The sequence below is a fragment of the Modestobacter sp. VKM Ac-2984 genome (genome assembly GCF_026967985.1).
Taxonomy (GTDB): Bacteria; Actinomycetota; Actinomycetes; order Mycobacteriales; family Geodermatophilaceae; genus Modestobacter.
Genome location: NZ_JAPVBJ010000005.1, coordinates 315,934 through 341,842, shown reverse-complemented (window position 1 = coordinate 341,842; position 25,909 = coordinate 315,934). Strand labels below are relative to the sequence as shown.

The following is a 25,909-nucleotide window of genomic DNA, read 5'->3' as shown; positions in this document are numbered from 1 at the left end:
TCACCCGGTCAGTCGGATCTGATCCACCCAGCCCACCACCGTGGGGCGCCGTCGGACCGCTGGTCCGACGACGCCCCTCTGTGGTTTCTCCTCGGTGCCTGCCTGCTGGTCCCTGCCTGCCGTGGACGAACGCCCGCTCAGTTCAGCGGGCAGCACGCGCCTTGCGTCGACTCGGCGCCGGGTCGACGACCACCGACCGGCGTCGCGTCCCGCCGGCCCACAGGACCACTCAGTCGTGCCTGACGAGCACGCCTGCGCCGGTGAAGGTGATGCTCCCACGCTGGTAGTCCTGCCGGGTGCCCTCGGCGACGGCGTACTCGGCGGTGGTCGGCAGTCCGAGCGATGAGTACTCGGCCCCCAGCGCGTCATAGGCCCGCCCGATCGCGCCGACGACCGGTTGCGCCCCGGTGCCCGGCGTCCAGACCATCTTCCCGCGGGTGAACAGCTGATAGACCCCGGCACCAGACCCGAGCGGCAGCTCCTCGGTGACGGGGCCACCGAGGCCGGCGACCCCACCGAACTGGGTCCAACGCGCCGCGACGTCGCCCTGCAGGAGGTGCGCCCTGCCAGCCTGCGTCAGGTGGATCGAGGCACCGCTGGCGAAGGTGAGCACTCGCCCGGTCCCATCGGCGGTCGCCTGTTCCGGACCGATGGGCAGTCCCAGGTCGGACTCGTTGCCGCCGGCGGCCTGCCACCGGGCACCGATCGGCCCGGTGAGAGCCACGCCACCCGTCACGCTGGTCCAGGTGATCGCACCGCCGGTGAAGCGGGTGTAGCGGCCACCCCCGCGCGGGGTGTCCGTCTCGTCGCTCAGCGGCATGCCGAGCGTGCCGGCAGCGCCCTTCGCAGCGACCCAGGCGTCCCGGATCCCCCCGGCGACGACGTGGACCCGGCTGGGCGTCCATGTCACCGTGTAGCCCCGGGTGAACTCCTGCAGCACACCGCCGGGCGCACCGACCTCGCCGGTCATCGGCAGGCCCAGGGTCGCCGCACCACCTGCGCGGGACCAGACCGCAGCAACTCCGCCGCGCAGTTCATGAGCACCCGTGGCTGCGGCCCAGTAGACCGAGCCGTTGGTGAAGGTCTGCTGGACGCCGCCCGGCACCGCCGTCTCACCGCTGGTCGGGAAACCGAGCCCCCACTCCGCGCCCAACGCCGACCAGCGTGTCCGGATGGCGCCGCGGACCACCTGCGCCTGCGTGCCAGCCGTCCAGTAGATGGCTGCGTCGTTCGCGAACTGGTTGTACGCGCCCCCCTGGCCGGCGGTGTCCTCGTCGGTGACGGGGGCGCCGAGGACGGCCGGCCCCCCGGCTGCGAGATAGGCGGTGAGCACGTCCCCGCGCACCAGGCGGACCCCTGCGGTGGGCGACCAGTAGAGCCGCCCCTTCTCGTACCGCTGCCACGCGAACCCACTGCCGTACTGCTCGTCGCCGACCGCCTTGCCCAGGCTGCTGCGCAGGGCGGGCTCCGCGGCGTAGCGGCGGGCGATCGCGCTCAGGCTGTTGTCAGCGAGCGCGATCACCCTCGTGCGGACCTCTCCCAGGCGCGCGTAGCCGTAGGCGCCCGGGCATGCGGTCGACCCGACGTCCCGGTGCCCGAAGACGGTGGGCAGGGTGACCTTCGTGCCGCCCCCGTACCTGGCCGTGCCCCCGCCACCCGAGGTGAGCACGGTCGTGCCGCGCGGGTCCACCCCGTACAGCCCGAACTTCCAGGCGATCACATCGGCGACCGCGTCGACGGTGGCTTGCGGTACCGGGACCACGTCGTAGTTGCCGAGCATGGAGACACCGAAGGTGTAGCTGTTGAAGCCACCGGCGTGGGCACCGACGACGGTGGACGCGAGGCCGCCGTAGCGACCCTCGAAGACACGGCCGTACCTGTCGACGATGACGTTGTACCCGATGTCGCCCCAACCACGGGTCTGGGCGTGGTAGGCGTACATCGACCGGAGGATGGCCGGGACCTGCTCGGCCGAGTAGTTGTTGCCGTCTGCCGTGTGGTGGACGGTCGCGGCCTTGATGGTGGAGACGTACTCCGGTGCCCATGAACGGATCCGCTCGTCGGCACCCCACTCTGCGCGGGTGTAGATGCGCGGCTCCGCAGCGCCCGCATGCGCGGTGGCAGTCGGCAGCGCGGTGGCCAGGTCGTCGGCCGCGCTGTGACCGGGGTCGATGAGGGCGACGCGCACGTCCTCGGGGACGTCCCCGTCCTCAGCCTGGACGATCACCTGCACGCCCTGCGCTTCACCTGTCCAGTACGGTGCCGTCCCGGCCCGGACGTCGCCGCCGGTCGCGGCGCGCTCGTTCTGCTCGGCGTCGTCGGGCTCGAGGGACGTCCACTCGTCCCAGGCCCCATCCGTCCCCTGTACGCGCAGCTGGACGACGACGTCGGTGACCGACGCATCCTCTCGCCAGGTCACCCCGACGCTCGAGAACCGCTCAGCACCCTCCTGGGACACCGTCAGCGCCGGGACGCCGGCCAGTTCCCCACCCGAGTCCGGCACCTCCACGGACGCCGGCGTCGACTCCGGTGTCGTGGTCTCGGGCACCGTGGTCTCCGGCACCGCTCCCTTGGCGACCGACTCCGCCACGCCGCTTGGCTGCACCTCCCCGTCGGTGACGACCACCGCATCGCCGACCGGGTCGACGACCGAGCCCAGGGAGATCTCGTCGATCGAGGGGGCCACCGGATGGGCTTCGGGCATGGGTGCTGCGTAGACGGGCAGGGTCAGCAATGTCGCCGTCACGGCGAGGAAGGCGAAGAAGCCCGCAGTCAAGCGACGCACAGTGGTCCTCCGATGAGCGGTGGGGGCGGACCGCAACGAGCACGGATCAGTTGCACCTCATCTCATCGGCACCTCAGCCGGTCGGCTCAAGGCGTGCAGCGCACCTTCGTGAGCGGATCTGCCGGCCCGGCCGACGCGCTCGTCTCGGCGGGGGCCTCCACAGCGACCGGGCACCGGGCGGGACGACGGACTCTGGTGGGGCGGACGGGGCCGCTGGTGGTCCTGGGTCGGATCCCCCCGGCGCGTGCATGACCAGTGCACTCGTCTCCGGACGTATCGTCGTCGACGACTCCGCCGCGGGGCCCGAGGCTCTCGAGCGCTCGGCGAGCCGGCCAGCCCGACGTGAGGACACCTGTGAGCGACACCCAGCAGCCCGGCGGTGCATCTCGCCCGCTGCCGCCCCGCCTGGACCCGCGGGCCGGGCGTCCGGCGCACCGCGGCCAGGTCTCAGACCCAGCACGTCCACGAGGGCGCAACCGACTCGCCGGCATCGCCCGGGTCGTCGCCGGACTGTTGTCGTTGGTGCTGCTCGGCACGAGCGGCTGGGGCTGGTACCTCGGCCGGGTCGCCGACGCCAGCGTCAACCGCACCAACGCGATCCCCGCCTCGGGCAACGAGCAGACGGTGCAGACCGGCGAGGCGATGAACCTGTTGCTCGTGGGCAACGACAGCCGCGCAGGTGCCACGGAGGAGGAGCTGGCCCTGCTCAACACGGAGGCCAACGCCGGGCTGAACACCGACACCATGATCCTGGTGCACGTCCCGGCCGACGGGTCCGCGGCGTCGTTCGTCTCCTTCCCCCGCGACTCCTACGTGGAGATCCCCGGCCACGGCTGGGACAAGCTGAACGCCGCCTACGCCTACGGGAGCATGGAGGCGCCGGACGGCGCTTCCGACGCCGCGGTGCAGGCGGCCGGTGCGCAGTTGCTGATCCAGACGATCAGCTCGATGACCGGCCTGCGGATCGACCACTACGCCGAGGTCGACCTGCTGGGCTTCTTCCAGCTCTCCACCGTCGTCGGCGGCGTGGAGGTCAACCTCTGCGAACCCGCCAAGGACCGCTACTCCGGCATCGACCTCCCGGCGGGGGTGCAGACGATCAGCGGCGAGCAGGCACTGGCCTTCGTGCGTCAGCGACACAACATCGGGAACACCAGCAGCGACTTCGACCGGATCAAGCGCCAGCAGGTGTTCATCGCCGGCATGATCCGCAAGATGCTCAGCGACAACGTGCTGCTGGACCTGGGCAAGCAGCGCGAGCTGGTCCAGGCCGCCGCCGATGCCCTGACCGTCGACCAGAACCTCGACCTGCTCCGGCTGGCACAGCAGATGCAGTCGATCACCCCGGACAGCATCGAGTTCCAGACCGTCCCCTACGTCGGGACCGATCGGGACGAGCAGGACCGGTCGATCATCCGGCTCGAGGACGAGAACACGCTGCACGCCTTCTTCGCCGAGCTCAACGCGGAGCCCGAGCCTGCGGCGGAGGCGGCGTCACCCGAGGCCGCAGAGGTCGTCAGCCCGGCCGACGTGGACGTGGAGGTCTACAACGGCTCCGGCATCTCCGGGCTGGCCGGCAGCGCCGGCGACGAGCTGACGGCGGCGGGCTTCCCGGTCACCGGGACGGCGAACGCCGACTCGATGGACTACGAGGTCACCGAGATCCGGCACGCCACCGGGGACGAGGCCCTGGCAGCGACGCTGGCCGCCCAGATCCCGGGCGCGGTCACCAAGGTCGGCGACGATGCGGTCAGCGGCACGGTGCAGCTGGTGCTCGGCTCGGACTTCAACGGGGTGGGACAGGCCGTGACCGCTGCGCCCGCCGCGCCGGTGACGGAGGGCGTGGACGCCCGGACCGCCGCCGACACCGGGTGCATCAACTGATGCCGCCCACCCCCGCGGACCTGCTCACCGCCGCCCTCCGCCGGGACGCCGCGGCCCCGCTGATCACCTTCTACGACGACGTCTCCGGCGAGCGGACCGAGCTCTCGGCCACCACCCTCGCCAACTGGGTGGCCAAGACCGCCAACCTGCTGCAGGAGGAGTTCGACGTCGGCCCGGGCAGCACCGTCGGCCTGGCCCTGCCGGTGCACTGGCAGACGGCTGCGGTGCTGCTCGGGGTGTGGAGCTGCGGGGCCGCGGTCTGGGAGACCGCCGCCGAGGACGACGACCGGCTCACCGACGCCGACGTCGTGCTGGCCGATGCCGACCGGCTCCCCGCCCTGGAGGAGCTGGGCCTGGACGAGCTGCTGGGCCTGTCCCTGCACCCGTTGGGCATGGGGATGACCGGCTACACCGGCCCGGCGCGCGACTTCGCGCTCGAGGTGCGGAGCCACGGCGACGTCTTCGCCCCGTGGCAGCCCGTCGACCCCGCCGGGGTCGGGCTGGTGCTCGGCGGAGGCGAGCTGAGCCTGGCCGCCCTGGTCGAGACGGCGACCGAGCTGGCCGGGCGGCTGGGCCTCGTCGCCGGTGACCGGGTGCTGGTCGACCAGCAGGCGGCGACCGAGGCCGGGCCGGTGGCGTGGCTGCTGGCGCCCCTGGCCGCCGGGGCCTCACTGGTGCTCTGCCGCGCCGCCGCTCCATCCGGCCTCCTCCGTCGGGCGGAGACCGAACGGGTCACCGCTACGCTCGGGCTGAAGCTCGACGGGATCCGCGAGCTGGGCCGCCCCGCCTGACGCACCACCTGCCCAGCCCTCGAACGGATGGTGGTCAGCGCATGGACAAGGTCGTCGCGAGCGCACGGGAGGCCGTGGCCGACATCCCCGACGGGGCCACCCTGTCGGTCGGTGGGTTCGGGTTGTGCGGGGTGCCGATCGCGTTGATCGACGCGCTGTTGGAGCAGGGCGCCACGGACCTGACCACGATCTCGAACAACTGTGGGGTCGACGACCAGGCGCTCGGGGTGCTGCTCTACGCCGGGCGGATCGCCAAGACGATCAGCTCCTTCGTCGGCGGCAACAAGGAGCTGGCCCGGCTGTACCTCTCCGGCGAGCTGGAGGTCGAGCTGACCCCGCAGGGGTCGCTGGCCGAGCGGCTCCGCGCGGGTGGCACCGGGATCCCGGCCTTCTACACCCCCACCGGGGTGGGCACGCTGGTGGCCGACGGCGGCATCCCGGTGCGCTACGACGCCGCGGGCACCGTGGTGGCCACCAGTGAGCCCAAGGAGGTCCGCCGCTTCGGCGACCAGGACTTCGTCCTGGAGACCGCGCTGACCGCCGACTTCGGCCTGGTCCGGGCAGCGGTCGGCGACCGGCACGGCAACCTGGTGTTCCACGAGTCGGCGCGCAACTTCAACCCGCTGTGCGGCATGGCCGCGGCGATCACCATCGCCGAGGTGGAGGAGCTGGTCGAGCCCGGGGAGATCCTGCCCGAGTCGGTGCACCTGCCCGGGGTCTTCGTCCAACGCGTCGTGGTCGTGGGGCCGGAGGGCAAGCGGATCGAGCGTCGCACCACCCGTCCCCGCCCCGGCGCGGCCGCACCCGCCGGCACCGAGACCACGGAGGCCTGAGATGGCACTGTCCCGCGACCAGCTCGCCGCCCGGGTCGCCCTCGACCTGCAGGACGGCCAGTACGTCAACCTCGGCATCGGCATGCCCACCCTGGTGCCCAACCACATCCCCGACGGGGTGCACGTGGTGCTGCAGAGCGAGAACGGCGTGCTCGGGGTCGGCCCCTATCCCTTCGAGGGCGAGGAGGACGCCGACCTGATCAACGCGGGCAAGGAGACGATCACGATCCTGCCCGGGGCGAGCTTCTTCGACTCCTCGCTGTCCTTCGGCATGATCCGCGGCCACCACATCGACGTCGCCGTCCTGGGCGCGATGCAGGTCAACACCCGCGGCGACCTGGCCAACTGGCTGATCCCCGGCAAGATGGTCAACGGGATGGGCGGGGCGATGGACCTCGTCCACGGCGCCCGCGAGGTGATCGTGATGATGGAGCACGTCGCCCGCGACGGCTCCCCCAAGATCGTCGAGGAGTGCTCCCTGCCGCTGACCGGCAAGGGCTGCGTCGACCGCATCATCACCGACCTGGCGGTCATCGACGTCACCGACGCCGGGCTGGTGCTCCGCGAGACCGCACCGGGCGTCACCGTCGCCGACGTCGTCGCCGCCACCGGCGCCCCCCTGCAGGTCGACGGCGAGGTGCCCACCATGGCCCTGCCGGCCACGGTCTGAGTAAGGACCCCCCTGCCCCCCACGCCTCGCACGCTCGGCGCGGGCCCCTACAGGGAGTCCGTGAACGATCCAGGAACGAGAGCCGATGACCTTCTCCGTCATCGCCCGGGACGCCGCGACGGGCGACCTGGGCATCGCGGTCTCCTCCTGCATCCTGGCGGTCGGCCGGGCCGTCCCCACGGTCCGGCCCGGGGTGGGGGTGATCGCGGTCCAGGCGCGCAGCCGGCGGGGACTGGGCACCTCCCTGCTGGCCGGCCTGGCCGACGGCGCCTCGCCGCAGGACCTGGTACGCCGGGCCGCGCACGCCGCCGAGGACGCCGACCGGCAGATCGCCGTCCTGGACCCGGCCGGCCGGGTGGCCGCCGACACCGGCCCGGGGTCCCTGCCCACCAGCGGGCACGTGCTGGGCGAGGGGTTCAGCGTGCAGGGCAACATGCTCGCCTCCCCCGACGTCCTGCCGGCCATGGCGCAGGCCCTCACCGCGACCAGCGGGGTGCTGGCCGACCGGTTGATCGCCGCGCTGACCGCGGGACAGGACGCCGGCGGCGACCTGCGGGGCCGGCAGTCCGCCGCGCTGCAGGTGGTCAGCGGGGTCCCGGCCAGCGAGGACGACGACGGCGTCCGGGTGGACCTGCGGGTCGACGACTCCGGTGACCCGGTCGCCCAGCTGCGGATGCTGCGCAACCTGCAGCGCGCCTACGACGAGCGCGACTACGAGACCCTCGCCGTCTTCGCCCCGGAGGGAGCCCGGGACCTGTACGCGGCGCTGGCCGCCTCCCGGCGCGGGGACCGGGCCGGAGCCCGCAGCGCGCTCGAGGCAGTCAGGAACCGGCCCGGCTGGTCCACCTGGCTGGCCTCGATGGCCGGCGACGCCCGGCTCTCCGCCGTCTCCCAGCTGCTGGACTGAACGAGGACCCGGACGGACGCCTGCTCAGCGCAGCAGGCTGCGGGCGATCACCATGCGCTGCACCTGGTTGGTGCCCTCGTAGATCTGGGTGATCTTCGCGTCGCGCATCATCCGCTCGACCGGGAAGTCCTGGGTGTAGCCGGCGCCCCCGAACAGCTGGACGGCGTCGGTGGTCACCTGCATCGCAGTGTCCGAGGCGAACGCCTTGGCGGCAGCGGAGACCCGGGTGACGTCGGGACTCCCCTGCTCACCGGCGGCCGCGGCGACGTACACCAGGTGCCGGGCCGCCTGGATCTTCATGTCCATGTCGGCGAGCATGAACTGCACGCCCTGGAAGTCCGACACGGCCGAGCCGAACTGGCGACGGTCCTTGGTGTAGGCGATCGCGGCGTCCAGCGCACCCTGGGCGACGCCGACGGCCTGGGCGCCGATGGTCGGCCGGGTGAAGTCGAGCGTGCGCAGCGCCGTCTTGAACCCGGTGCCGGGCTCCCCGACGATCCGGTCGGCCGGGATGGTGCAGTCGGTGAAGTAGAGCTCGCAGGTCGGCGAGCCCTTGATCCCCATCTTCTTCTCCTTGGGGCCCACGGCGAAGCCCGGGTCGTCGCGGTGCACGACGAACGCGGAGATGCCGCTGGCGCCCTTCTCCGGGTCGGTGACGGCCATGACCGTGAACCACTCGGAGACGCTGGCGTTGGTGATCCAGGCCTTCGTGCCGTTGAGCACCCAGGTGTCACCCTCGAGCCGGGCCCGGGTCCGCATCGCCGCGGCGTCGGAACCGGCCTCCCGCTCGGAGAGCCCGTAGCTGATCATCGCGTCACCGGCGGCGATCGAGGGCAGCACCCGCTGCTTGAGGTCCTCGGACGCCGACAGGATCACCGGCACCGAGCCGAGCTTGTTGACCGCGGGGATCAGCGAGGCGCTGACGTCGACCCGGGCGACCTCCTCGATCACGATGCAGGTGGCGATCGCGTCGGCACCCTCACCGCCGTAGGCCTCGGGGACGTGCGTGGCGTGGAAGCCCGCCGCGGTCAGCGCCTTCTGCGCCTCCACCGGGTAGCGGGACTCGGCGTCCACCTCTGCGGCGAAGGGGGCGATCTCGCGTTCGGCGATCTCGCGGACCGCCTCGCGCACGGCCTCGTGCTCCTCGGTCAGCCCGTACGGCACAGCGTTGTTACTCACGGGTAGATGCTAAGCCCGCGCGGCCTCCGGCTGGAAGCAGCTCATCCCCCGGCGGGGTGTCCGATCAGGGGGTGATCCGCTGCTGCAGCGCGTCGTCCCGGGCGACGACCGACGCTGCCAGGTCCGCCTGGAACCGCTCCACGGCCGCGCGGAGTGTGTCGTCACCGGCCGCCAGGATGCGCACCGCGAGGAGGCCGGCGTTGCGGCCACCGCCGATCGACACCGTGGCCACCGGGACGCCCGCCGGCATCTGCACGATGGAGAGCAGGCTGTCCAGCCCGTCGAGCCGGTCCAGCGGCCGGGGGACGCCGATCACCGGCAGCGGCGTCGCCGAGGCGATCATCCCCGGCAGGTGGGCTGCTCCCCCGGCCCCGGCGATGACCACCCGCAGGCCCCGCACGTGCGCGGACTCGGCGTAGTCGAGCATCCGCCGCGGGGTGCGGTGCGCAGAGACGACGTGCGCCTCCCACGGGACGTCGAACTCGGCCAGCGCCTGGGCGGCCGGCTCCATCATCGGCCAGTCGGAGTCGCTGCCCATGACGATGCCGACGATCGGGTCGCTCACGGGGCCACTCCTCAGTGCTCGGTCTCGAAGGCGAACGCGGGGTCTACGACGCCGTCGGCCAGGTAGCGGGCCGCGGCCACCGCGCGGGCGCGCACCTCGGCCAGGTCCTCACCCAGCGCGGTGACGTGCCCGAGCTTGCGGCCGCGCCGCTGGCCCTTGCCGTACCAGTGCAGCTTCACGTCGGGCCAGTGCGCCATCAGGTGGTGCACCCGCTCGTCCAGTCCGGGCCCGTCCCAGCCTGCGTCCGCGGTCGCGCCGCCGAGCACGTTGGCCATCACGACCACCGGCGCGGTCATCGCCGTGGACCCCAGCGGGTAGTCCAGGACGGCGCGCAGGTGCTGCTCGAACTGGCTGGTCCGGGCGCCCTCGATGGTCCAGTGCCCGGAGTTGTGCGGTCGCATGGCCAGTTCGTTGACCAGCACCCCCTCCGCGGTCTCGAACAGCTCCACGGCCAGCATGCCCACCACGCCGAGCCGGTCGGCGATCCGGACGGCGAGCTCCTGGGCGGCGGTGGCCAGCTCCTCGGAGAGGCCGGGCGCGGGGGCGAGCACCTCGTTGCAGACGCCGTCCCGCTGGATCGTCTCGACCACCGGCCAGACCGCGACCTGGCCGAACGGGGAGCGGGCCACCTGCGCCGAGAGCTCGCGGACCATGGCCACCCGCTCCTCGGCGAGCAGGGTGCCGTGCTGCTCGAGGAGGTCGGCGACCTGGTCGGGGCCGGAGACGACGAAGACGCCCTTGCCGTCGTAGCCGCCGCGCGGGGTCTTCAACACCACCGGCCAGCCGACGCCGTCGGCGAAGGCCGTGACGTCGTGCACCGTGGTGACCTCGGCCCAGGCCGGCTGCGGCTCCCCCGCCTCAGCCAGCGCCCGGCGGAGCACCAGCTTGTCCTGGGCGTGCACCAGGGCGGCCGGGCCGGGAGCAACCCGGTGGCCGTCGGCCTCCAGTGCACGCAGGTGCTCGGTCGGCACGTGCTCGTGGTCGAAGGTGACGACCGTGGCGCCTTCGGCGAGACGCCGGAGGTCGGCGAGCTCGTTGTGGTCGCCGAACTGCACGTCGGCGGCCACGAGGGCAGCGGACTCGGCCGGGTCGGCGGCCAGCACCCGCAGCGACTGCCCCAGCGCGACAGCCGCCTGGTGGGTCATGCGGGAGAGCTGCCCGCCACCGACCATCGCCACCACGGGCATCCCGGTGGTCGGGTGGAGCGGCGTGTGCGGGGACGGGGTCGTGGACATCGACGTCCAGCCTAGTGATCACCGGGAACATGGCCGCCCGGGCCGTTCTCGCAGGCCGTCACCTCTCCCGTCTCACGCGAATCCTGTCGTCTCAGCGGTGAGGGCGGCCGTGTCGCTCCGGTGGTCACAGCCAGTGCGCGTGTCATTCTCCTGCGTGGCCGTGGCCTGGACTGCAGGAGCCCGGACGGACTCTGTGCGACAGGCCCTCCATGGAGACACGAGGGACGTACATGCGACAGGGATGGCGGGCCGCTGCGCTCGGCGCAGCGACGCTCACGATGACGACGGTGGTCGGCTGCAGCTCGACGTCCGACGATTCCGCGGCCGGGACGCCCTCCTCCCAGACGTCTGCCGATGCCGCCGCCTCTGCCGCGGCGACGGCGGCGCCAGGCACCTACGGAGCTCCTGTCGACCCGTCGATGCCCAACCCGACCGACGTGGCCACCGACACCCCGGCGATCACAGCGCCTGGAGAGACGGTGCCGGTGGTCGTCACCTACTCCGGCTGGACGGACACCAGCGCGGCCGTCGAGTTCGGGGCGTACGTCGCTGGCATCGTCGAGGCCGGTGGCACCTGCACGTTGACACTGACCGCCGGGGCGACCACGGCCAGCGCGGAGGTGACGGCGGGGCCTGACGCCTCCTCGACGTACTGCCCGACGATGGCCATCCCGGGTGCCGAGCTGGCGGCCGGCCCGTGGCAGGCCGTGGTCAGCTACGAGTCGTCGAGCACGTCGGGCCAGTCGGATCCTGTGACGGTGACCGTCCCGTGATCCGCACGGTCGCCCGACTGCTCACCATCACCGCACTGGTCGCCACGGCGCTCGCACTGCCCGGCACCGGGACCACGCCGGCCGGTACCGCGCAGGCAGCCGACCTGAGCTACTTCGAGGCCGGCAACATCATCTCCGACGCGGTGTTCTTCGACGGCCTCGCCACCGATGTAGGCACTGTGCAGACGTTCCTCGACGCCAAGGGCGCCAACTGCGTCGCCGGCGAGATGCCCTGCCTCAAGGACTACCGGCAGACGACCGCCGACCAGTCCGGCGATGCCTACTGCTCCACCTACCTCGGTGCTGCCAACGAGAGCGCCGCATCGATCCTGGTGAAGATCGGCGCGGCCTGTCGCATCAACCCGCGCGTGCTCGTGGTCCTCCTGCAGAAGGAGCAGGGACTGGTCACCGGCACGAAGCCGAGCGCCATGCGGTACACGAAGGCGACCGGCTTCGCCTGTCCGGACACGTCGCCGTGCAACCCGGAGTTCTCCGGGTTCGTCAGCCAGGTCTACTTCGCCGCACGACAGTTCCAGCGGTACGCCGCGGGGGTCGCGGGCAGCTACCGGGCCGGCAAGGAGAACAAGATCCACTACCACCCGAACCTCACCGGTTGCGGGTCCTCGCAGGTCTACATCCAGAACAAGGCGACTGCTGGCCTCTACAGCTACACGCCTTACCAGCCCAATGCCGCTGCGCTGGCCGCCGGCTACCGGACCGGCGACGGCTGCTCGTCCTACGGCAACCGCAACTTCTGGAACTACTTCACCGACTGGTTCGGCTCTACTCAATCGACCGGCGGCGGGGCCATCTACGGGAAGTACCAAGCTCTCGGGGGTGAGACCGGGGGGCTCGGTGCGCCGGTGACCTCGTTCCTGTGTGGACTTGCTGGGGGTGGGTGCTGGCAGACCTTCTCGAACGGTCGCATCTACTGGTCACCTTGGACCGGTGCGCAGGCGGTGACCGGGGACTTCCTGTCCAAGTGGGCCGGGCTCAACGCTGAACTGGGCAGCCTCGGCTACCCCTTGACGGACAGCCTCTGCGGATTGGCTGCGAGCGGCTGTTACCAGGTGTTCCAGCGCGGCTCGGTCTACAGCAGCCCCTCATCCGGAATCCGCGTCATCCGTGGGGACATCCGCGCTGCCTGGCAGCAAGTCGGCGCGGAGAGTGGCGTGCTCAGCTACCCCGTGACCGAGGAGATCTGCGGTCTCAGGCTCAGTGGCTGCTGGCAGGCCTTCCTGGGCGGGCGGGTCTACTGGACCGCATCGATCGGTGCCCGGGTGCTCCGCGGTGACATGCTGACCAGCTGGCTCGCCCTGGGGTCTGAAGCCGGCGTGCTCGGGTACCCGACGACCAACGCCCAGTGCGGGCTCATCCGGGGAGGTTGCTACCAGCTGTTCCTGAACGGCGCGCTCTACTCGTCTCCCACCAGTGGGACGCAGTTCATCCGCGGGTCCATCCGCACCACCTGGCAGGCCAGTGGATCCGAGTACGGAGCGCTCGGGTACCCGACGTCGAGCGAGGCGTGCGCCCAGCCCGGCGGTGCATGCGCTCAGACGTTCGAGAGTGGTCAGATCACCTGGTCAGCCAGCACGGGAGCACATGTGTTGACGCCTGCCATGTCCACGGCTTGGGCGGAGATCGGCGCAGGCGGTGGAGCCCTGGGCCACCCCCTGATGGACACGCAGTGCGGCTTGACGCGAAGTGGCTGCTACCAGGTCTTCCAGAACGGAGCGCTGTACTCGACCCCGACCACGGGGACCCGCTTCGTCCGCGGCGCGATCCGCACCGCTTGGCAGGCCGCGGGCCTGGAGTACGGCGCCCTGGGCTACCCGACCAGCAACGAGACCTGCGGGTTGACCGGCGGTACATGTGTCCAGACGTTCGAGGGCGGTCACGTCTACTGGAGCGCGCGCACCGGAGCACATCCGGTTCACGAGCCGGTCCTGAGCGGATGGCTCCGCATGCTCGAGGCCGACCCCTCGATCGGCTTCCCGATTGGCAGCCAGCGCTACACGACCACCGGGCTGGAACAACTGTTCACCGGGGGCACAGTCGTCTACAGCGCTGCGAATGGCTCGGTGTTCGTCGCCCGATGATGACGCTCCTCACACCTGTCCCAGGGCTCCACGTCGTCCAGATCGCAGCTCGCTCGACGACGCATAGCCTGGGGGCATGACCGAGGAGAGCGCCGCCAGGTCGCACTGGAGCAGGTGGCGAGCTCGCCTGGCGGAGCTCGGGGCCTTCGGCGTCGTCGGTGCGGTCTGTTTCGTCATCCAGGTGGCGAGCTTCCAGCTGTTCTACGCACACCTCGCCGTGGGAGCGGTCACCTCGAACGCGGCGGCCACCGTCATCTCGATGACGGCGGCGTACGCGGGCCACCGCTACTGGTCGTTCTCCCACCGAGCCCGCTCGGGCGTCGCGCGCGAGTACCTGCTGTTCGCCGCGATCAACTGCGTCACGCTCCTGCTCGGTCTGGCCGTGGTCGCGGTGGTCCGCTACCCGCTGGGGCAGGACAGCACCCTGGTGCTACAGGTGGCCAACGTCTGTTCGATCGTCCTGGGCACGGTGATCCGCTACCTGGCCTACCGCCGCTGGGTGTTCCTCGCTGCCACGGACGCGGGTCCGGACAGCGCCGAGCTCTCCCCCGTCGCCCCGGCGCAGCCGGAGTCTGCCGGCCCGACCGAGCAGACGACGCGCCGCGCACCGCTGTCCAGCTGACCCTGCTCGCAGTCGAGGGCTCCGTGGGGGACCGGCTGCGGACTGCGTCCGGGATCCGACGGGGCAGAGCTCAGGCAGCCAGTCGAGAGCCGTGCCTGCCGGAGACGACCTCCAGCCGGCTGGTGATCCGGGTCCGCAGTTCCTCGACGTGGCTGATCACGCCGACGGTCCGGCCGCCGCGGCGCAGCTCGTCCAGGACGGTCATCACCGCGTCCAGTGACTGCGGGTCCAGGGTGCCGAAGCCCTCGTCGACGAAGAGCGTGTCGATCCGGACCCCACCGCTCTCGGCCGTGACGACGTCGGCCAGCCCCAGGGCCAGGGCCAGGGACGCCATGAAGCTCTCCCCACCGGAGAGGGTCTTGGTCGGCCGCCGGGCGCCGGTGTACTCGTCGAGCACGTCGAGCCCCAGCCCACCCCGTGCGCCGTGCCTGCCCTGGGCGTCGCTGTGCAGGAACGTGTACCGGCCACCGGACATGTCCCGCAGCCGGCGGCTGGCCACGGCCGCGACCTGCTCCAGCCGGGCGGCGAGCACGAAGGACTGCAGCCGCATCCGGAGGGTGTTGGCCCCGCGGCCGTTGACCAGGTCGGCGAGCGCGGTGACCTGTTCGGCCCGGGCCCGGCACTCGTCCAGCTCCACCTCGATCTCGGTGAGGTCGGCGGTGAGCGACTCCAGGGCGTCCGCACAGCGGCGCACCTCGGCCAGCGCGCCCACGGCAGCCTCCCGGGTCCGGGTCGCGCCGCGGCAGCCGGCGGTGAGCGCATCCAGGTCCGGCCGGGGTGCGAGGTCGGCCAGCTCGGGCTCGGCGAGCGTCGCGGTGACCACCGACCACCGCTGGTCGTGCTCGGCCACCCGCCGACCGGTCGATGCGGCGGTGGCCCGGTCCAGCAGGGCGTCCGCGGCGGCCAGCAGGTCGGGGAACCCGGCGTCGGCGACGCGCTCCTCGGCGAGCCGGCGGGCTGCGTCGGCCGCCGTGCGGGCGCGCAGTTCCACGCCCTCGGCGTCCACGAGGGCCTCGCACCGCTCGGCCTCAACGGTGAGGCGGGTGATCCGGGAGCCGATGCCGGTGTCCTCGCCCTGCGCGGCGAGCAGACGCTGCTGCACCGCCGCGAGCGTCTCCTGCGCTGCCGCGCGCTCGGCGGTCCGCCGCGCCAGCTCCTCGCGGGCCGCGGCGGTGGCCGCCAGGGCGGCGTCCCGCTCGGTGGTCAGCGCGACCAGTGCCCGGCGTGCGCCGTCCAGGGCCCCGGCCCTGGTGCGCGCCTGCGCCTCCTGCTGGGCCGCCTCGGCGAGCGCGTGCTCCTTGTCGGCCAGCGGCTCCGGCCCTGCCTGGGCACGGAGCACCGCCAACTCCCGGTCGGTCTCCTCCAGCGCGGTGCGCACGTCGGCGAGCCGGACCTCGGCCCCGTCCGCGGCGGTGCGGGCGGCGTCCTCGTCGGCCTGGGTCACCACGGGGCCGTCGTGCCGGGCCAGCCGGGGGTGCTCCAACGCACCACACACCGGGCAGTCCTGACCGTCGGCCAGGCCGGCGGCGAGCTCGGCGGCCATCCCGTCCAGCCGCCGGGTGCGCAGGTCGCCCCAGGTCTCGCGGGCGTCCAGCCAGGCCTCCCGCGCGGCGTCGACGGCGCTGCGCTGCTCCTCCTGTCGACCGGCCAGGTCACCGGCGGCCCGGGCCGCGGCGAGGGCGGCACGCCACCCCTCGAGCACGGCGGTCAACCCGGGCAGGCTCGATGCCGCCTCCGCGGCCTCGACGACCCGGGCCTCCTGCTCGGCCAGCCGCGCCGGCCACTCCAGCGCGGCCGCCTCATCCGCGACGCAGCGGACGTGGAGCGCCTCGACCCGGCGAGTGGCCTGGTCGACCTCGCGAGCCAGCTCGGCAGCGCGGTCGACGTCGGGCAGCAGTGCCCGCAGGGCGGCGACCTCGTCCCGCAGCCCCCGGGAGAGCACCGTGTCGGCCGGACGACCGGCGGCGACCTCGGCCCAGCGGTCGCGGGCCGACGCCAGGTGGTCCGCCGCACCTTCGGCATCCAGTGCCGCACGGCCGGCCGCCTCGAGCACGTCCCGGACCGGCTCGGCCCGGCCGCCGGCGTCCAGCGCCGCACGCAACGGCAGCAGTTCGGCTGCCTCGGCCTCCAGCCGGACGAGCTCGGCCCGGGCCCGGTCGCGCCGGTCGTGCCGATCCACCTCGGCCCGGGCGGTGGCCAGCACGGCGTCGACCCGCTCGACCTCGGTGGCCGCCCGATCGGCCTCCCGCTCCTGGTCGGCCAGCCGCGTGGCCACCCCCGCACGCACCCGCTGCACCCAGGCACCGGCCGAGGCGTGCGGCGTGGCACCGACCAGCTCCGGCGCCAGCTCCTCGGGCACGTCCACGTCGGCCACCTGCGCCACCCGGGCCAGCAGGGTGCTGGCCCGCAGCCGGACCTCCTCCCACTGCCCGCGCGCGGCGGTGCGCTGGTCGGCGAGCCAGTCCTCGATCCGGGCGAAGCGACCGACGTCGAAGAGGGTGCGCAGCAGCCGGCCGCGGTCCTCCGGCTCGGCGCGCAGGAAGCGTGCGAAGTCACCCTGGGGCAGCAGCACCACCTGACAGAACTGCTCGGCCGACAGGCCCAGCCGGCTCCGCAGGTGCTCGGAGCCCTCGTCGATCCGGGTGCTGACCGGCTCCCAGCCGGCCGCCGTCCACCGCTGGACGGTGAGCTTGGCCTGTTCGGTGGTCCAGCCGGTGCCGCGCCGCTTGGGCCGCTGCTGCTCGGGCCGGCGGACGACCAGCAGCCGTTCCCCGCCGAGCGTGACCTCGCAGGTCACCTCGGTGCGCACCTGGTCGTCGGCGTGGTCGCTGCGCAGCCGCTTCTCCTCACCCCGCGCCCCGGGGACGGTGCCGTAGAGCGCGTACACGACCGCGTCGAGCAGCGTCGTCTTCCCGGCTCCGGTCGGGCCCCAGAGCAGGAAGAGCCCGTCCCGGCCGACCTCGTCGAGATCGACCTCGACCCGGTCGGCGAAGGGTCCGAAGGCGGTCAGGGAGAGCGAGTGGACCCTCATGCCAGCGACTCCTCGTGCGCCGCCGCAGCCAGCGCACGGCCCAGCAGCTCGAGCTCGGCCGGGGTGGCGGCCACCGCGCGGACGTGGGCGACGAACTCACCGGCGACCTCCAGGTCGCTGCGGCCGGCCAGCCGCTCGGTGTAGCTGCGCTGGTCGCCGGCGGTGCCCGTGCCGGCCCACTCCAGGTGCACCGCGTGCGCGAACCGGCCCTGCAGCTGGCGCATCGGGTCGGCCGGCCGGACCGCGTCGGTCAGCTGGGCGGAGACGAAGTGGTCGGTCACCGCCTCCAGCTCCGGATCGGCGAGCAGCGCGCCGAGCTCGCCGCGCAGCACGGTCAGCTGGCGCGGCGCCGGGAGCGGGACGGGCCGCACCTCCGACAGCCCGCGGGCGTCCAGGTCGACGAGCCAGGCCTGCTTCTGCTGGCCGGCCTCGCCGAAGGAGTAGGCGAGCGGCGAGCCGCTGTAGCGGATCCGGTCGCTGAGCGACTGGGGCCGGTGCAGGTGCCCCAGGGCGACGTAGTCGACCCCGTCGAAGACCGCGGCGGAGACCAGGTCGACCCCGCCGACGCAGATGTCCCGCTCGCTCTCGCTGGGGAGCCCGCCACCGACGAAGGCGTGCGCGAGCACCACCGACCGGGTGCCCGGACGGAGGAACAGGTCGGCCCGGACCCGGTCCATCGCCGCACCCACGACCGCCTCGTGGCCACGGGCGTCGGGCAGCCCCAGCTCGTGGCGGGCCACCTCCGGCTCGAGGTAGGGCAGCCCGTACACCGCGACGTCACCGTGCTGGTCGCTCAGCAGCACCGGCTCGTCGAGCGTCGGGGTCACTGCCCGGACGTGCACCCCGGACCGGGCCATCAGCCCCGCGCCGAAGCCCAGCCGGCGGGCCGAGTCGTGATTGCCCGGGGTGAGGACCACCTGGGCGCCTGCGCTGCGCAGCCGCATCAGCACCCGGTCGAGCACCCCGGTGGCATCGGCCGAGGGAACGGCGCGGTCGTAGACGTCCCCGGCGACGAGGACCACGTCGACGGACTCCGCCCGCACGACGTCGGCCAGCCCGCCGAGCACCTGTTCCTGTTCGGCGAGCAGGTCGGTGCCGTGCAGGGAGCGGCCGATGTGCCAGTCGGAGGTGTGCAGCAGCCGCATGCCCGGGACGTTAGGTGGCCCCTCCGACAGAACCGTCCAGGCACGCCGTGACGGACCGGTCCGGCAGACCCGTGGGGCAGGTGGGGAGAGCTGGTGCGGGCTCAGAACTGCTCGGTCGGGTGCGTGTCACCGCGGTGGTGCTCGCCCAGGTAGGCGGCGCTCTCCCGCGCCCGCCGGTCGGCGTCCTCCTCGACGAGCTGGTTGAGCAGCTGCTGCACCCCCTCGCTGTCGGGGACGGCACGGAACACGGTCGGGCCGCCCTCCCCCGCCGTCTCGATCGAGACGGTGCCGGAGTTGACCAGCCGCTCCCACAGGGTCTGCCGGTAGGAGACGTCGGTGATCCGGGACAGGCCGATGTCCCGGCCGTGCCGGGACAGGATGCCGACCCGGTACAGCAGCCGGTGGGTGGTGATCACGTAGTGCGTGGTGCGCCAGCGCAGCAGCGGGATGAGCACCAGGAACACCGCGAGGACGGCGGCGACCCCGACGACGACCAGCCGCCACAGCCCCTGCTGATCGCCTGCCGGCACGATCGCCGCGCCGAAGGAGGCCAGGCCGACCAGCGCCAGGAACGCCACGATCGGCCAGAAGACGGTCAGCCAGTGCGGGTGCAGGTGGCGCTCGACCTCTTCATCGGCACCGAGCACCTTGTCGGGGTAGGCCACGCCGCCAGGATGACCTACCCGGCTGCGCGCCGTCACCGGCCACGACGACGGAGTCGGCGGTGTCGCGGCGCGAGGGCCCGGAGGGTCTTCCGACGTGGCACGGGAAACGGCTCAGCGCCGCCAGGACACTCCCCTGGCGGCGTTGCGGCCCGTCAGGGTCGCGATGTGCTCGGCCGCACGTGTCGCACGTCGCCGGAGGCGAGCTCCAGGACCCCGGCGTCGGTGCGGACGACGAGCCGGCCGTCCCAGTCCACTGCCTCGGCGACCCCGTCGAGGGCCGAGCCGTCGGGCATCGTCACGGTGACGGCGGACCCGACCGTGCTGCACCAGGCCAGGTAGTCCTGGGCGAGGCCGGAGGAGACCGGGTCGCCGAGCACCTGCGACCAGCGGGCGTGGCGCCGCTCCAGCCCCCGCAGGAAGGCCAGCAGCACGGCGGCCCGGTCGACCGGTCCCCCCCGCACCAGCTCCAGCGAGGTGCCGGTGTCGGGGAGCTCGTCGGCGCGGGTCGAGACGTTGAGGCCGACCCCCACGACCACGGCGGTGCCCGAGCTCTCGGCCAGGATGCCGGCCAGCTTCCGGCCGTCGGCGGCGAGCAGGTCGTTGGGCCACTTCAGCGAGGTGCGGACGCCCGCGACCTCTCCGACCGCCTCGGCCAGCGCCACCCCGGTCAGCAGCGAGAGCCAGGCGCGCCGGGCCGCGGGGACGTCGGGGCGCAGCAGCACCGAGACCGTCAGGCCGGCCCGCGGCGGCGAGGTCCAGGTGCGGTCCAGCCGCCCCCGGCCGGCCACCTGGTGCTCGGCCACCAGGACCAGTCCCTCGGTCGCGCCGTCGGTCGCCCGGGCGACCAGCTCGGCGTTCGTCGACCCGATCGCCTCGACCACCTCCACCGCCCGCCACAGGCTGCTGCCAGGGGTGAGGGCGGCGGTCAGCGCGGCCGCGTCGAGGCCCGGCCGGTCGGTGGGAGGAGCTGCGGTGCGGGGGCTGTCGGGCACGTCACCTACGCTACGGCGCTGTGAGTGCCGCCGAACTGGAGAGCGCGGGAGAACCCGTCCCTGCCGACCTCGACCTGCACACCACCGCCGGCAAGCTGGCCGACTTCGAGCGGCGGGTGGAGGAGGCGACGCACGCCGGGTCGCAGCGCGCAGTCGACAAGCAGCACGCCGCCGGGAAGATGACCGCCCGGGAGCGGATCGAGGCGCTGCTGGACCCGGGCTCGTTCACCGAGCTCGACGAGTTCGCCCGGCACCGGTCCACCAACTTCGGGATGGACGCCAAGCGCCCGTTCGGGGACGGCGTCGTGACCGGCTACGGCACGGTCGACGGCCGGCCGGTCTGCGTCTTCTCCCAGGACGTCACCGTGTTCGGCGGCAGCCTCGGCGAGGTCTACGGCGAGAAGATCGTCAAGGTGCTGGACCTGGCCATGCGCAACGGCTGCCCGGTCATCGGGATCAACGAGGGCGGTGGCGCCCGGATCCAGGAGGGCGTGGTCTCCCTCGGCCTCTACGCCGAGATCTTCCGGCGCAACGTGCACGCCTCGGGCGTGATCCCGCAGATCTCCCTGGTGATGGGGGCCGCCGCCGGCGGCCACGTCTACTCCCCCGCGCTGACCGACTTCATCGTCATGGTCGACAAGACCAGCCAGATGTTCATCACCGGCCCGGACGTGGTGAAGACGGTGACCGGGGAGGACGTGACGCTGGAGGAGCTCGGCGGCGCCCGCACCCACAACACCAAGTCCGGCGTCGCGCACTACCTGGCCGAGGACGAGGCCGATGCGCTGGACTACGTGAAGGCCCTGCTGTCGCACCTGCCCAGCAACAACCTCGACCCGCTCCCGGCGATCGAGGTCCCGCCGGTCGAGATCGCCCTCCCCGAGGCGCTCACCGACGACGACCGCGAGCTGGACACCTTCATCCCGGACTCGCCGAACACGCCCTACGACATGCACACCGTCATCGAGCACGTGCTGGACGACGGCGAGTTCCTCGAGGTCCAGGCGCTGTGGGGGCCGAACATCCTGATCGGCTTCGGCCGGGTCGAGGGCCGCCCGGTCGGCGTGGTGGCCAACCAGCCCACCCAGCTCGCCGGCACGCTGGACATCGACGCCAGCGAGAAGGCCGCGCGCTTCGTGCGCACCTGCGACGCCTTCAACATCCCGGTGCTGACCTTCGTCGACGTCCCCGGCTTCCTGCCCGGCACCTCGCAGGAGTGGGACGGGATCATCCGCCGGGGCGCCAAGCTGATCTACGCCTACGCCGAGGCCACCGTCCCGAAGATCACCGTGATCACCCGCAAGGCCTACGGCGGCGCGTACGACGTGATGGGCTCCAAGCACCTCGGCGCCGACGTCAACCTGGCCTGGCCGACCGCCCAGATCGCGGTGATCGGAGCCCAGGGCGCCGTCGGCATCCTCTACCGCAAGGAGCTCGCCGCGGCCGAGGACCCCGAGTCGCTGCGCGCCGAGCTGGTCACCGACTACGAGGACACGCTCGCCAACCCCTACATCGCCGCCGACCGCGGGTACGTCGACGCGGTGATCCCGCCGTCGCACACCCGCGTCCACGTCGTCCGGGCGCTGCGGCTGCTGGCCAACAAGCGACAGACCCTGCCCGCCAAGAAGCACGGGAACATCCCACTCTGATGACCGAACAGATCCAGCCCCCACTGCTGCAGGTGGTCCGCGGCGAGCCGAGTGCCGAGGAGCTCGCCGCGCTGACCGTCGTCGTCGCAGCCCTGTCCCAGCGCCGCCCCCGTCGGCGTCCCACCCCGGTCGGGGCCTGGGCCGAGCGGGCCGACGTGCTGCGCCGGCCGCTGCTGGCCGGCCCCGGTGGCTGGCGCGCCTCGGGGCGGGCGTCATGACCCGGCGTCTCGTGCTCGCCTCGCAGTCCCCGGCTCGCCTGCAGCTGATGCGCCAGGCTGGGCTGAACCCGGAGGTGGTGGTCAGCGGCGTCGACGAGACGGCGGTGACCGCGCCCCGGGTCGGTGAGCTGGTCGCCCTGCTCGCCGCCGCCAAGGCCGCCGCAGTCGCCAAGGACCAGACCGACGCGCTGGTGATCGGCGCCGACTCGGTGCTCGAGTTCCGCGGCCAGGCGCTCGGCAAGCCGTCCGACACCGCCGACGCGCGGGCCCGCTGGCAGCGGATGGGCGGGCGCAGCGGCGTCCTGCACACCGGCCAGGCGGTCTTCGACGTACGGGACGGCGGCGTGGCCCAGCGGGACGTCGGCGTCTCGTCCACCGTGGTCCACTTCGCCACGCCGACGCCGGAGGAGCTGGAGGCCTACCTCGCCACCGGCGAGCCGCTGGGGGTGGCCGGCGCCTTCACCCTCGACGGGCTGGGTGCCCCATTCGTGCGCCGGATCGAGGGCGACCCGTCCGCCGTGCTCGGCCTCTCGCTGCCGCTGCTGCGCACCCAGCTCGCCAAGCTCGGCCTGGCGATCACCGACCTCTGGCGACGCTGACCGCGCTCGGCGCCGCTCAGCCCGCCCCCGCCTCTCAAGGGAGAACCAACGTGCAGAAGGTCCTGATCGCCAACCGCGGTGAGATCGCGGTGCGGGTGGCGCGCGCCTGCCGGGACGCCGGGCTCTCCAGCGTCGCCGTGTACGCCGACCCGGATCGGGACGCGCTGCACGTGCGCGCCGCCGACGAGGCCTTCGCCCTCGGGGGCAGCACTCCCGGTGACTCCTACCTGGTGATCGACAAGGTCCTCGCCGCGGCGCGGGAGTCCGGCGCCGACGCCGTGCACCCCGGCTACGGCTTCCTGTCGGAGAACGCCGACTTCGCCCAGGCCGTGATCGACGCCGGCCTCACGTGGATCGGCCCGTCCCCGCAGGCGATCATCGACCTCGGCGACAAGGTCGCCGCCCGGCACATCGCCACCCGCGCCGGCGCCCCGCTGGTGCCCGGCACCAAGGACCCGGTGGCGAACGCCGACGAGGTGGTCGCCTTCGCCCGGGAGCACGGGCTGCCGGTGGCCATCAAGGCCGCCTTCGGCGGCGGCGGTCGCGGCCTCAAGGTCGCCCGCACCCTCGAGGAGATCCCCGAGCTGTTCGACTCCGCGGTGCGCGAGGCCGTCTCGGCGTTCGGGCGCGGCGAGTGCTTCGTCGAACGCTTCCTGGACAAGCCCCGGCACGTGGAGGCCCAGGTGCTCGCCGACACGCACGGCACGGTGGTCGTCGTCGGCACCCGGGACTGCTCGCTGCAGCGGCGCAACCAGAAGCTCGTCGAGGAGGCCCCCGCGCCGTTCCTCACCGACGACCAGCGGGAGCGGATCCACTCCTCGGCCAAGGCCATCTGCGCCGAGGCCGGCTACGTCGGCGCCGGGACCGTCGAGTACCTGGTTGGCACCGACGGTTCGATCTCCTTCCTGGAGGTCAACACCCGGCTGCAGGTCGAGCACCCGGTCAGCGAGGAGACCTCGGGGATCGACCTGGTCCGCCAGCAGTTCCGGATCGCCGAGGGCCTGCCGCTGGAGATCACCGAGGACCCCACCCCGCGCGGGCACAGCTTCGAGTTCCGGATCAACGCCGAGGACGCCGGCCGCAACTTCATGCCCGCCCCCGGACCGGTGACCCGGCTGGAGGTCCCGCAGGGTCCGGGCGTGCGCTGGGACTCCGGGGTCGAGACCGGCGGTGAGGTGGCCGGTGCGTTCGACTCGATGCTGGCCAAGCTCATCGTCACCGGCGCCACCCGCGCGGAGGCCCTCCAGCGGGCCCGCCGTGCGCTGGCGGAACTGGTCGTCGAGGGCATGCCGACCGTCGTCCCGTTCCACCGAGCGGTCGTCGCCGACCCGGCGTTCACCAGCGAGCCGTTCACGGTGCACACCCGCTGGATCGAGACCGAGTGGGACAACCAGGTCCAGCCGTACGGCCCCGCGGCGGAGACCGACGCGGCCGAGCCGCGGCAGACCGTCGTGGTGGAGGTCGGTGGCCGCCGCCTGGAGGTGTCGCTGCCCGCCGGGCTGGCCGCAGGCGGGGCGGCACCGGCCGCCGGTGCGGCCAAGCCGCGCAAGCGCAGCGGCGGCGGCGGGTCGGCCGCCTCCGGCGACTCCCTCACCGCACCGATGCAGGGCACGATCGTCAAGGTCGCCGTAGCGGACGGTGCCACCGTCGCCGCCGGTGACCTGGTGGTCGTGCTCGAGGCGATGAAGATGGAGCAGCCGATCGTGGCGCACAAGGCCGGCACGGTGTCCGGACTGGCCGCCGAGGTCGGCGCCAGCGTGACCAGCGGCGCCGTCCTCTGCACGATCGCCGACGCCGCCGGCTGAGCCCCAACGCCGGTCACCGACCCGGCGCCGGGGCCGCCTCGTCCGCTGAGTCCACCGGGCCGGCGAGCGTCAGGCGCGGGCTCCTGCGCTCGGCGACCAGGTGATCACCCCACCGGTGCACGACTGCGCCCATGCACACCGGGCAGCCCACAGGTCTGCTCGCCGGCGCCGCAGTGACCGGCTGACGGGATGACGCACACGTGCCCCAGTGAGGGAGGGTCTCGCCCCTACATCGGCCGGCCCGGGCCCGGCCGAGCACATGTGTCCGCGGCCACCGCGTGGGCGCTGTGCCGGCGTGTGGTGACAGCCCGTGCGTCCCCCTGCCGATGCTTGCCCCCTGGCCTGCCGTGCTGAAGGATCCAGCGGCCGGTGCCAGCAGGCCCCGGCGACAGAACTGACACGGGGGCTCGTACGTGAGACGACGCAACATCCTGGTGGCCGGCGCCGCCACCTTCCTCCTCGGCCTGCCGCTGTCCGGCGTCGCCAGCGCCGACAGCGGTGCCTGGAGCGACCCGATCGACGACTGCTGCCCCGGGTACGGGACCGACATCGTGCAGCACTCGCTCGCCCTGAACAGCCAGGTCGTCTCCAGCACGGCCTACGTCTCGGCCTACGACCGGGCCTTGTTGCAGAGCGCTGCCATCAGGGCGAACCTGGACGTCACCGGCGACGGCGCGACCGACTACGTCCTCGACAAGGCCGCCGGCGGCGAGTCGGCCAGCCTGCGTTCCGGCGAGTACGGCCCGGTCGTGCCCAACTGCCCGGTCGCCTTCAGCATCGAGCCCTACGTGGCCGGCATCCAGGGCACCACCGCCACCGCGGTCACGTTGTCCACGAGCGCTGCCTGCATCGGCAGCCCGGTGTCGGCCCGGGTGAAGAACTACGTCTCGGCCGAGTCCGGGTTCGACTATGCGCCCGGGATGAAGCTCTTCAGCCCGGCGGTGTCCCGGGGATACACGGTCATCGGGGCCATCGCCGACCGCTACAACGCCCTCGGTGGCGCCCGCGGCTACCTGGGCATGCCGCTCACCGACGAGGCCGACAGCGCCCGCGGTGGCCGTTACAACCTCTTCCAGGGCGGGGCGATCTACTGGACCGAGGCCACCGGAGCCCACGCCGTCCGCGGCGCCATCCGCGACCGCTGGAGCAAGGTCGGCGCCGAGTGGTCGGTGCTCGGCTACCCCAAGACCGACGAGGTCCGCACCGGCGGCCGTCCCGGCGCGGTGAACCTGTTCGAGGGCGGGTCGGTCTACTGGTCCGCGGCCACCGGAGCCCACGAGATGTACGGCGCCATCCTCGGCGCCTGGGGCAGCCAGGGCTACGAAGGCGGCCGCCTGGGCTTCCCGACCACAGGTGAGTTCGACAGCCCCGACGGCCGCAAGCAGGAGTTCCAGGGCGGCAACATCGTCTGGACCCCCCAGCGCGGCGCGGTCATCGCCTACCGCTGACCCCGCTCACGCAG

Annotated in this window: 21 protein-coding genes; 13 read left to right on the top strand and 8 right to left on the bottom strand. The window is 73.0% G+C overall.

Translation table 11 applies throughout. The features are described 5' to 3' along the window. Nucleotides 1-229: 229 nt before the first annotated feature. On the bottom strand, nt 230-2,776 hold the full coding sequence (locus O2W16_RS13330) for an N-acetylmuramoyl-L-alanine amidase (RefSeq protein WP_442928915.1): 2,547 nt from the start codon (nt 2,774-2,776) through the stop codon (nt 230-232). 363 nt (nt 2,777-3,139) lie between these two features. Here O2W16_RS13330 and O2W16_RS13325 point away from each other — a divergent pair, with 363 nt between their 5' ends. From O2W16_RS13325 to O2W16_RS13305, 5 genes are all read left to right on the top strand, one after another. Further along, on the top strand, nt 3,140-4,669 hold the full coding sequence (locus tag O2W16_RS13325) for an LCP family protein (RefSeq protein ID WP_269159287.1): 1,530 nt from the start codon (nt 3,140-3,142) through the stop codon (nt 4,667-4,669). Continuing rightward, complete coding sequence (locus O2W16_RS13320; protein ID WP_269159286.1) at nt 4,669-5,460, top strand: TIGR03089 family protein; 792 nt, start codon at nt 4,669-4,671, stop codon at nt 5,458-5,460. The genes O2W16_RS13325 and O2W16_RS13320 overlap by 1 nt, the downstream gene beginning before the upstream one ends. Before the next feature lie 41 nt (nt 5,461-5,501). Next, a complete protein-coding gene (locus tag O2W16_RS13315; RefSeq protein WP_269159285.1) occupies nt 5,502-6,293 on the top strand; it encodes a CoA transferase subunit A in 792 nt (263 codons plus the stop codon). Nucleotide 6,294: 1 nt separating this feature from the next. Further along, on the top strand, nt 6,295-6,963 hold the full coding sequence (locus O2W16_RS13310) for a CoA transferase subunit B (RefSeq protein WP_269159284.1): 669 nt from the start codon (nt 6,295-6,297) through the stop codon (nt 6,961-6,963). Nucleotides 6,964-7,048: 85 nt separating this feature from the next. After that, nucleotides 7,049-7,870, top strand: a complete 822-nt coding sequence (locus tag O2W16_RS13305; protein ID WP_269159283.1) for a DUF1028 domain-containing protein — start codon at nt 7,049-7,051, stop codon at nt 7,868-7,870. 24 nt (nt 7,871-7,894) lie between these two features. Here O2W16_RS13305 and O2W16_RS13300 read toward each other — a convergent pair whose 3' ends face one another. The 3 genes from O2W16_RS13300 to O2W16_RS13290 all read right to left on the bottom strand — a co-directional run bounded on the left by O2W16_RS13300 (nt 7,895) and on the right by O2W16_RS13290 (nt 10,849). Beyond that, the gene (locus tag O2W16_RS13300; protein ID WP_269159282.1) at nt 7,895-9,049 is read right to left on the bottom strand and encodes an acyl-CoA dehydrogenase family protein; all 1,155 of its coding nucleotides are present in this window, start codon (nt 9,047-9,049) and stop codon (nt 7,895-7,897) included. A 64-nt stretch (nt 9,050-9,113) separates the two neighbouring features. Then, nucleotides 9,114-9,614 carry a 5-(carboxyamino)imidazole ribonucleotide mutase gene (gene purE, locus O2W16_RS13295; RefSeq protein ID WP_331253752.1) on the bottom strand — a complete coding sequence of 167 codons (501 nt, stop codon included), beginning with the start codon at nt 9,612-9,614 and terminating at the stop codon, nt 9,114-9,116. An 11-nt stretch (nt 9,615-9,625) separates the two neighbouring features. Then, nucleotides 9,626-10,849: a 5-(carboxyamino)imidazole ribonucleotide synthase gene (locus O2W16_RS13290; protein ID WP_269159281.1), complete on the bottom strand. Its 1,224-nt coding sequence runs from the start codon at nt 10,847-10,849 to the stop codon at nt 9,626-9,628. Nucleotides 10,850-11,268: 419 nt separating this feature from the next. Here O2W16_RS13290 and O2W16_RS13285 point away from each other — a divergent pair, with 419 nt between their 5' ends. The 3 genes from O2W16_RS13285 (at nt 11,269) to O2W16_RS13275 (ending at nt 14,343) form a co-directional block, all read left to right on the top strand. After that, nucleotides 11,269-11,622, top strand: coding sequence for a hypothetical protein (locus O2W16_RS13285; protein WP_269159280.1), 354 nt, complete (start codon nt 11,269-11,271; stop codon nt 11,620-11,622). Next, nucleotides 11,619-13,721, top strand: coding sequence for an LGFP repeat-containing protein (locus O2W16_RS13280; RefSeq protein ID WP_269159279.1), 2,103 nt, complete (start codon nt 11,619-11,621; stop codon nt 13,719-13,721). The genes O2W16_RS13285 and O2W16_RS13280 overlap by 4 nt, the downstream gene beginning before the upstream one ends. 76 nt (nt 13,722-13,797) lie before the next feature. Beyond that, a complete protein-coding gene (locus tag O2W16_RS13275; RefSeq protein WP_269159278.1) occupies nt 13,798-14,343 on the top strand; it encodes a GtrA family protein in 546 nt (181 codons plus the stop codon). A 70-nt stretch (nt 14,344-14,413) separates the two neighbouring features. On the opposite strand, the gene O2W16_RS13270 is transcribed toward O2W16_RS13275, so the two are convergent. The 4 genes from O2W16_RS13270 to O2W16_RS13255 form a co-directional block, all read right to left on the bottom strand. Then, complete coding sequence (locus O2W16_RS13270; RefSeq protein ID WP_269159277.1) at nt 14,414-17,374, bottom strand: AAA family ATPase; 2,961 nt, start codon at nt 17,372-17,374, stop codon at nt 14,414-14,416. Further along, entirely contained in the window at nt 17,371-18,519 is a 1,149-nt protein-coding gene (locus O2W16_RS13265; protein ID WP_269159276.1) for an exonuclease SbcCD subunit D, read from the bottom strand. The genes O2W16_RS13270 and O2W16_RS13265 overlap by 4 nt, the downstream gene beginning before the upstream one ends. 101 nt (nt 18,520-18,620) lie before the next feature. Continuing rightward, entirely contained in the window at nt 18,621-19,184 is a 564-nt protein-coding gene (locus O2W16_RS13260) for a PH domain-containing protein (RefSeq protein ID WP_269159275.1), read from the bottom strand. 152 nt (nt 19,185-19,336) lie between these two features. Beyond that, nucleotides 19,337-20,176, bottom strand: coding sequence for a biotin--[acetyl-CoA-carboxylase] ligase (locus tag O2W16_RS13255; protein ID WP_269159274.1), 840 nt, complete (start codon nt 20,174-20,176; stop codon nt 19,337-19,339). Between the two features lie 20 nt (nt 20,177-20,196). Here O2W16_RS13255 and O2W16_RS13250 point away from each other — a divergent pair, with 20 nt between their 5' ends. From O2W16_RS13250 to O2W16_RS13230, 5 genes are all read left to right on the top strand, one after another. Next, a complete protein-coding gene (locus O2W16_RS13250) occupies nt 20,197-21,825 on the top strand; it encodes an acyl-CoA carboxylase subunit beta (protein WP_269159273.1) in 1,629 nt (542 codons plus the stop codon). After that, a complete protein-coding gene (locus tag O2W16_RS13245) occupies nt 21,825-22,043 on the top strand; it encodes an acyl-CoA carboxylase subunit epsilon (protein WP_269159272.1) in 219 nt (72 codons plus the stop codon). The genes O2W16_RS13250 and O2W16_RS13245 overlap by 1 nt, the downstream gene beginning before the upstream one ends. Continuing rightward, the gene (locus tag O2W16_RS13240) at nt 22,040-22,642 is read left to right on the top strand and encodes a Maf family protein (protein WP_269159271.1); all 603 of its coding nucleotides are present in this window, start codon (nt 22,040-22,042) and stop codon (nt 22,640-22,642) included. Before O2W16_RS13245 ends, O2W16_RS13240 begins: the two co-directional genes overlap by 4 nt. A gap of 50 nt (nt 22,643-22,692) precedes the next feature. Next, nucleotides 22,693-24,447, top strand: coding sequence for an acetyl/propionyl/methylcrotonyl-CoA carboxylase subunit alpha (locus O2W16_RS13235; protein ID WP_269159270.1), 1,755 nt, complete (start codon nt 22,693-22,695; stop codon nt 24,445-24,447). A gap of 413 nt (nt 24,448-24,860) precedes the next feature. Next, the gene (locus O2W16_RS13230) at nt 24,861-25,895 is read left to right on the top strand and encodes an LGFP repeat-containing protein (RefSeq protein ID WP_269159269.1); all 1,035 of its coding nucleotides are present in this window, start codon (nt 24,861-24,863) and stop codon (nt 25,893-25,895) included. Nucleotides 25,896-25,909: the final 14 nt, after the last annotated feature.

Excerpts from the sequence above, each read along its gene's own strand:
- O2W16_RS13310 (WP_269159284.1), top strand. The coding sequence starts at position 6,295 with ATGGCACTGTCCCGCGACCAGCTCGCCGCCCGGGTCGCCCTCGACCTG.
- O2W16_RS13275 (WP_269159278.1), top strand. The coding sequence starts at position 13,798 with ATGACCGAGGAGAGCGCCGCCAGGTCGCACTGGAGCAGGTGGCGAGCT.
- O2W16_RS13240 (WP_269159271.1), top strand. The coding sequence starts at position 22,040 with ATGACCCGGCGTCTCGTGCTCGCCTCGCAGTCCCCGGCTCGCCTGCAG.
- O2W16_RS13305 (WP_269159283.1), top strand. The coding sequence starts at position 7,049 with ATGACCTTCTCCGTCATCGCCCGGGACGCCGCGACGGGCGACCTGGGC.
- O2W16_RS13290 (WP_269159281.1), bottom strand. The coding sequence starts at position 10,849 with ATGTCCACGACCCCGTCCCCGCACACGCCGCTCCACCCGACCACCGGG.
- O2W16_RS13245 (WP_269159272.1), top strand. The coding sequence starts at position 21,825 with ATGACCGAACAGATCCAGCCCCCACTGCTGCAGGTGGTCCGCGGCGAG.
- O2W16_RS13320 (WP_269159286.1), top strand. The coding sequence starts at position 4,669 with ATGCCGCCCACCCCCGCGGACCTGCTCACCGCCGCCCTCCGCCGGGAC.
- O2W16_RS13315 (WP_269159285.1), top strand. The coding sequence starts at position 5,502 with ATGGACAAGGTCGTCGCGAGCGCACGGGAGGCCGTGGCCGACATCCCC.
- O2W16_RS13265 (WP_269159276.1), bottom strand. The coding sequence starts at position 18,519 with ATGCGGCTGCTGCACACCTCCGACTGGCACATCGGCCGCTCCCTGCAC.
- O2W16_RS13270 (WP_269159277.1), bottom strand. The coding sequence starts at position 17,374 with ATGAGGGTCCACTCGCTCTCCCTGACCGCCTTCGGACCCTTCGCCGAC.
- O2W16_RS13285 (WP_269159280.1), top strand. The coding sequence starts at position 11,269 with ATGCCCAACCCGACCGACGTGGCCACCGACACCCCGGCGATCACAGCG.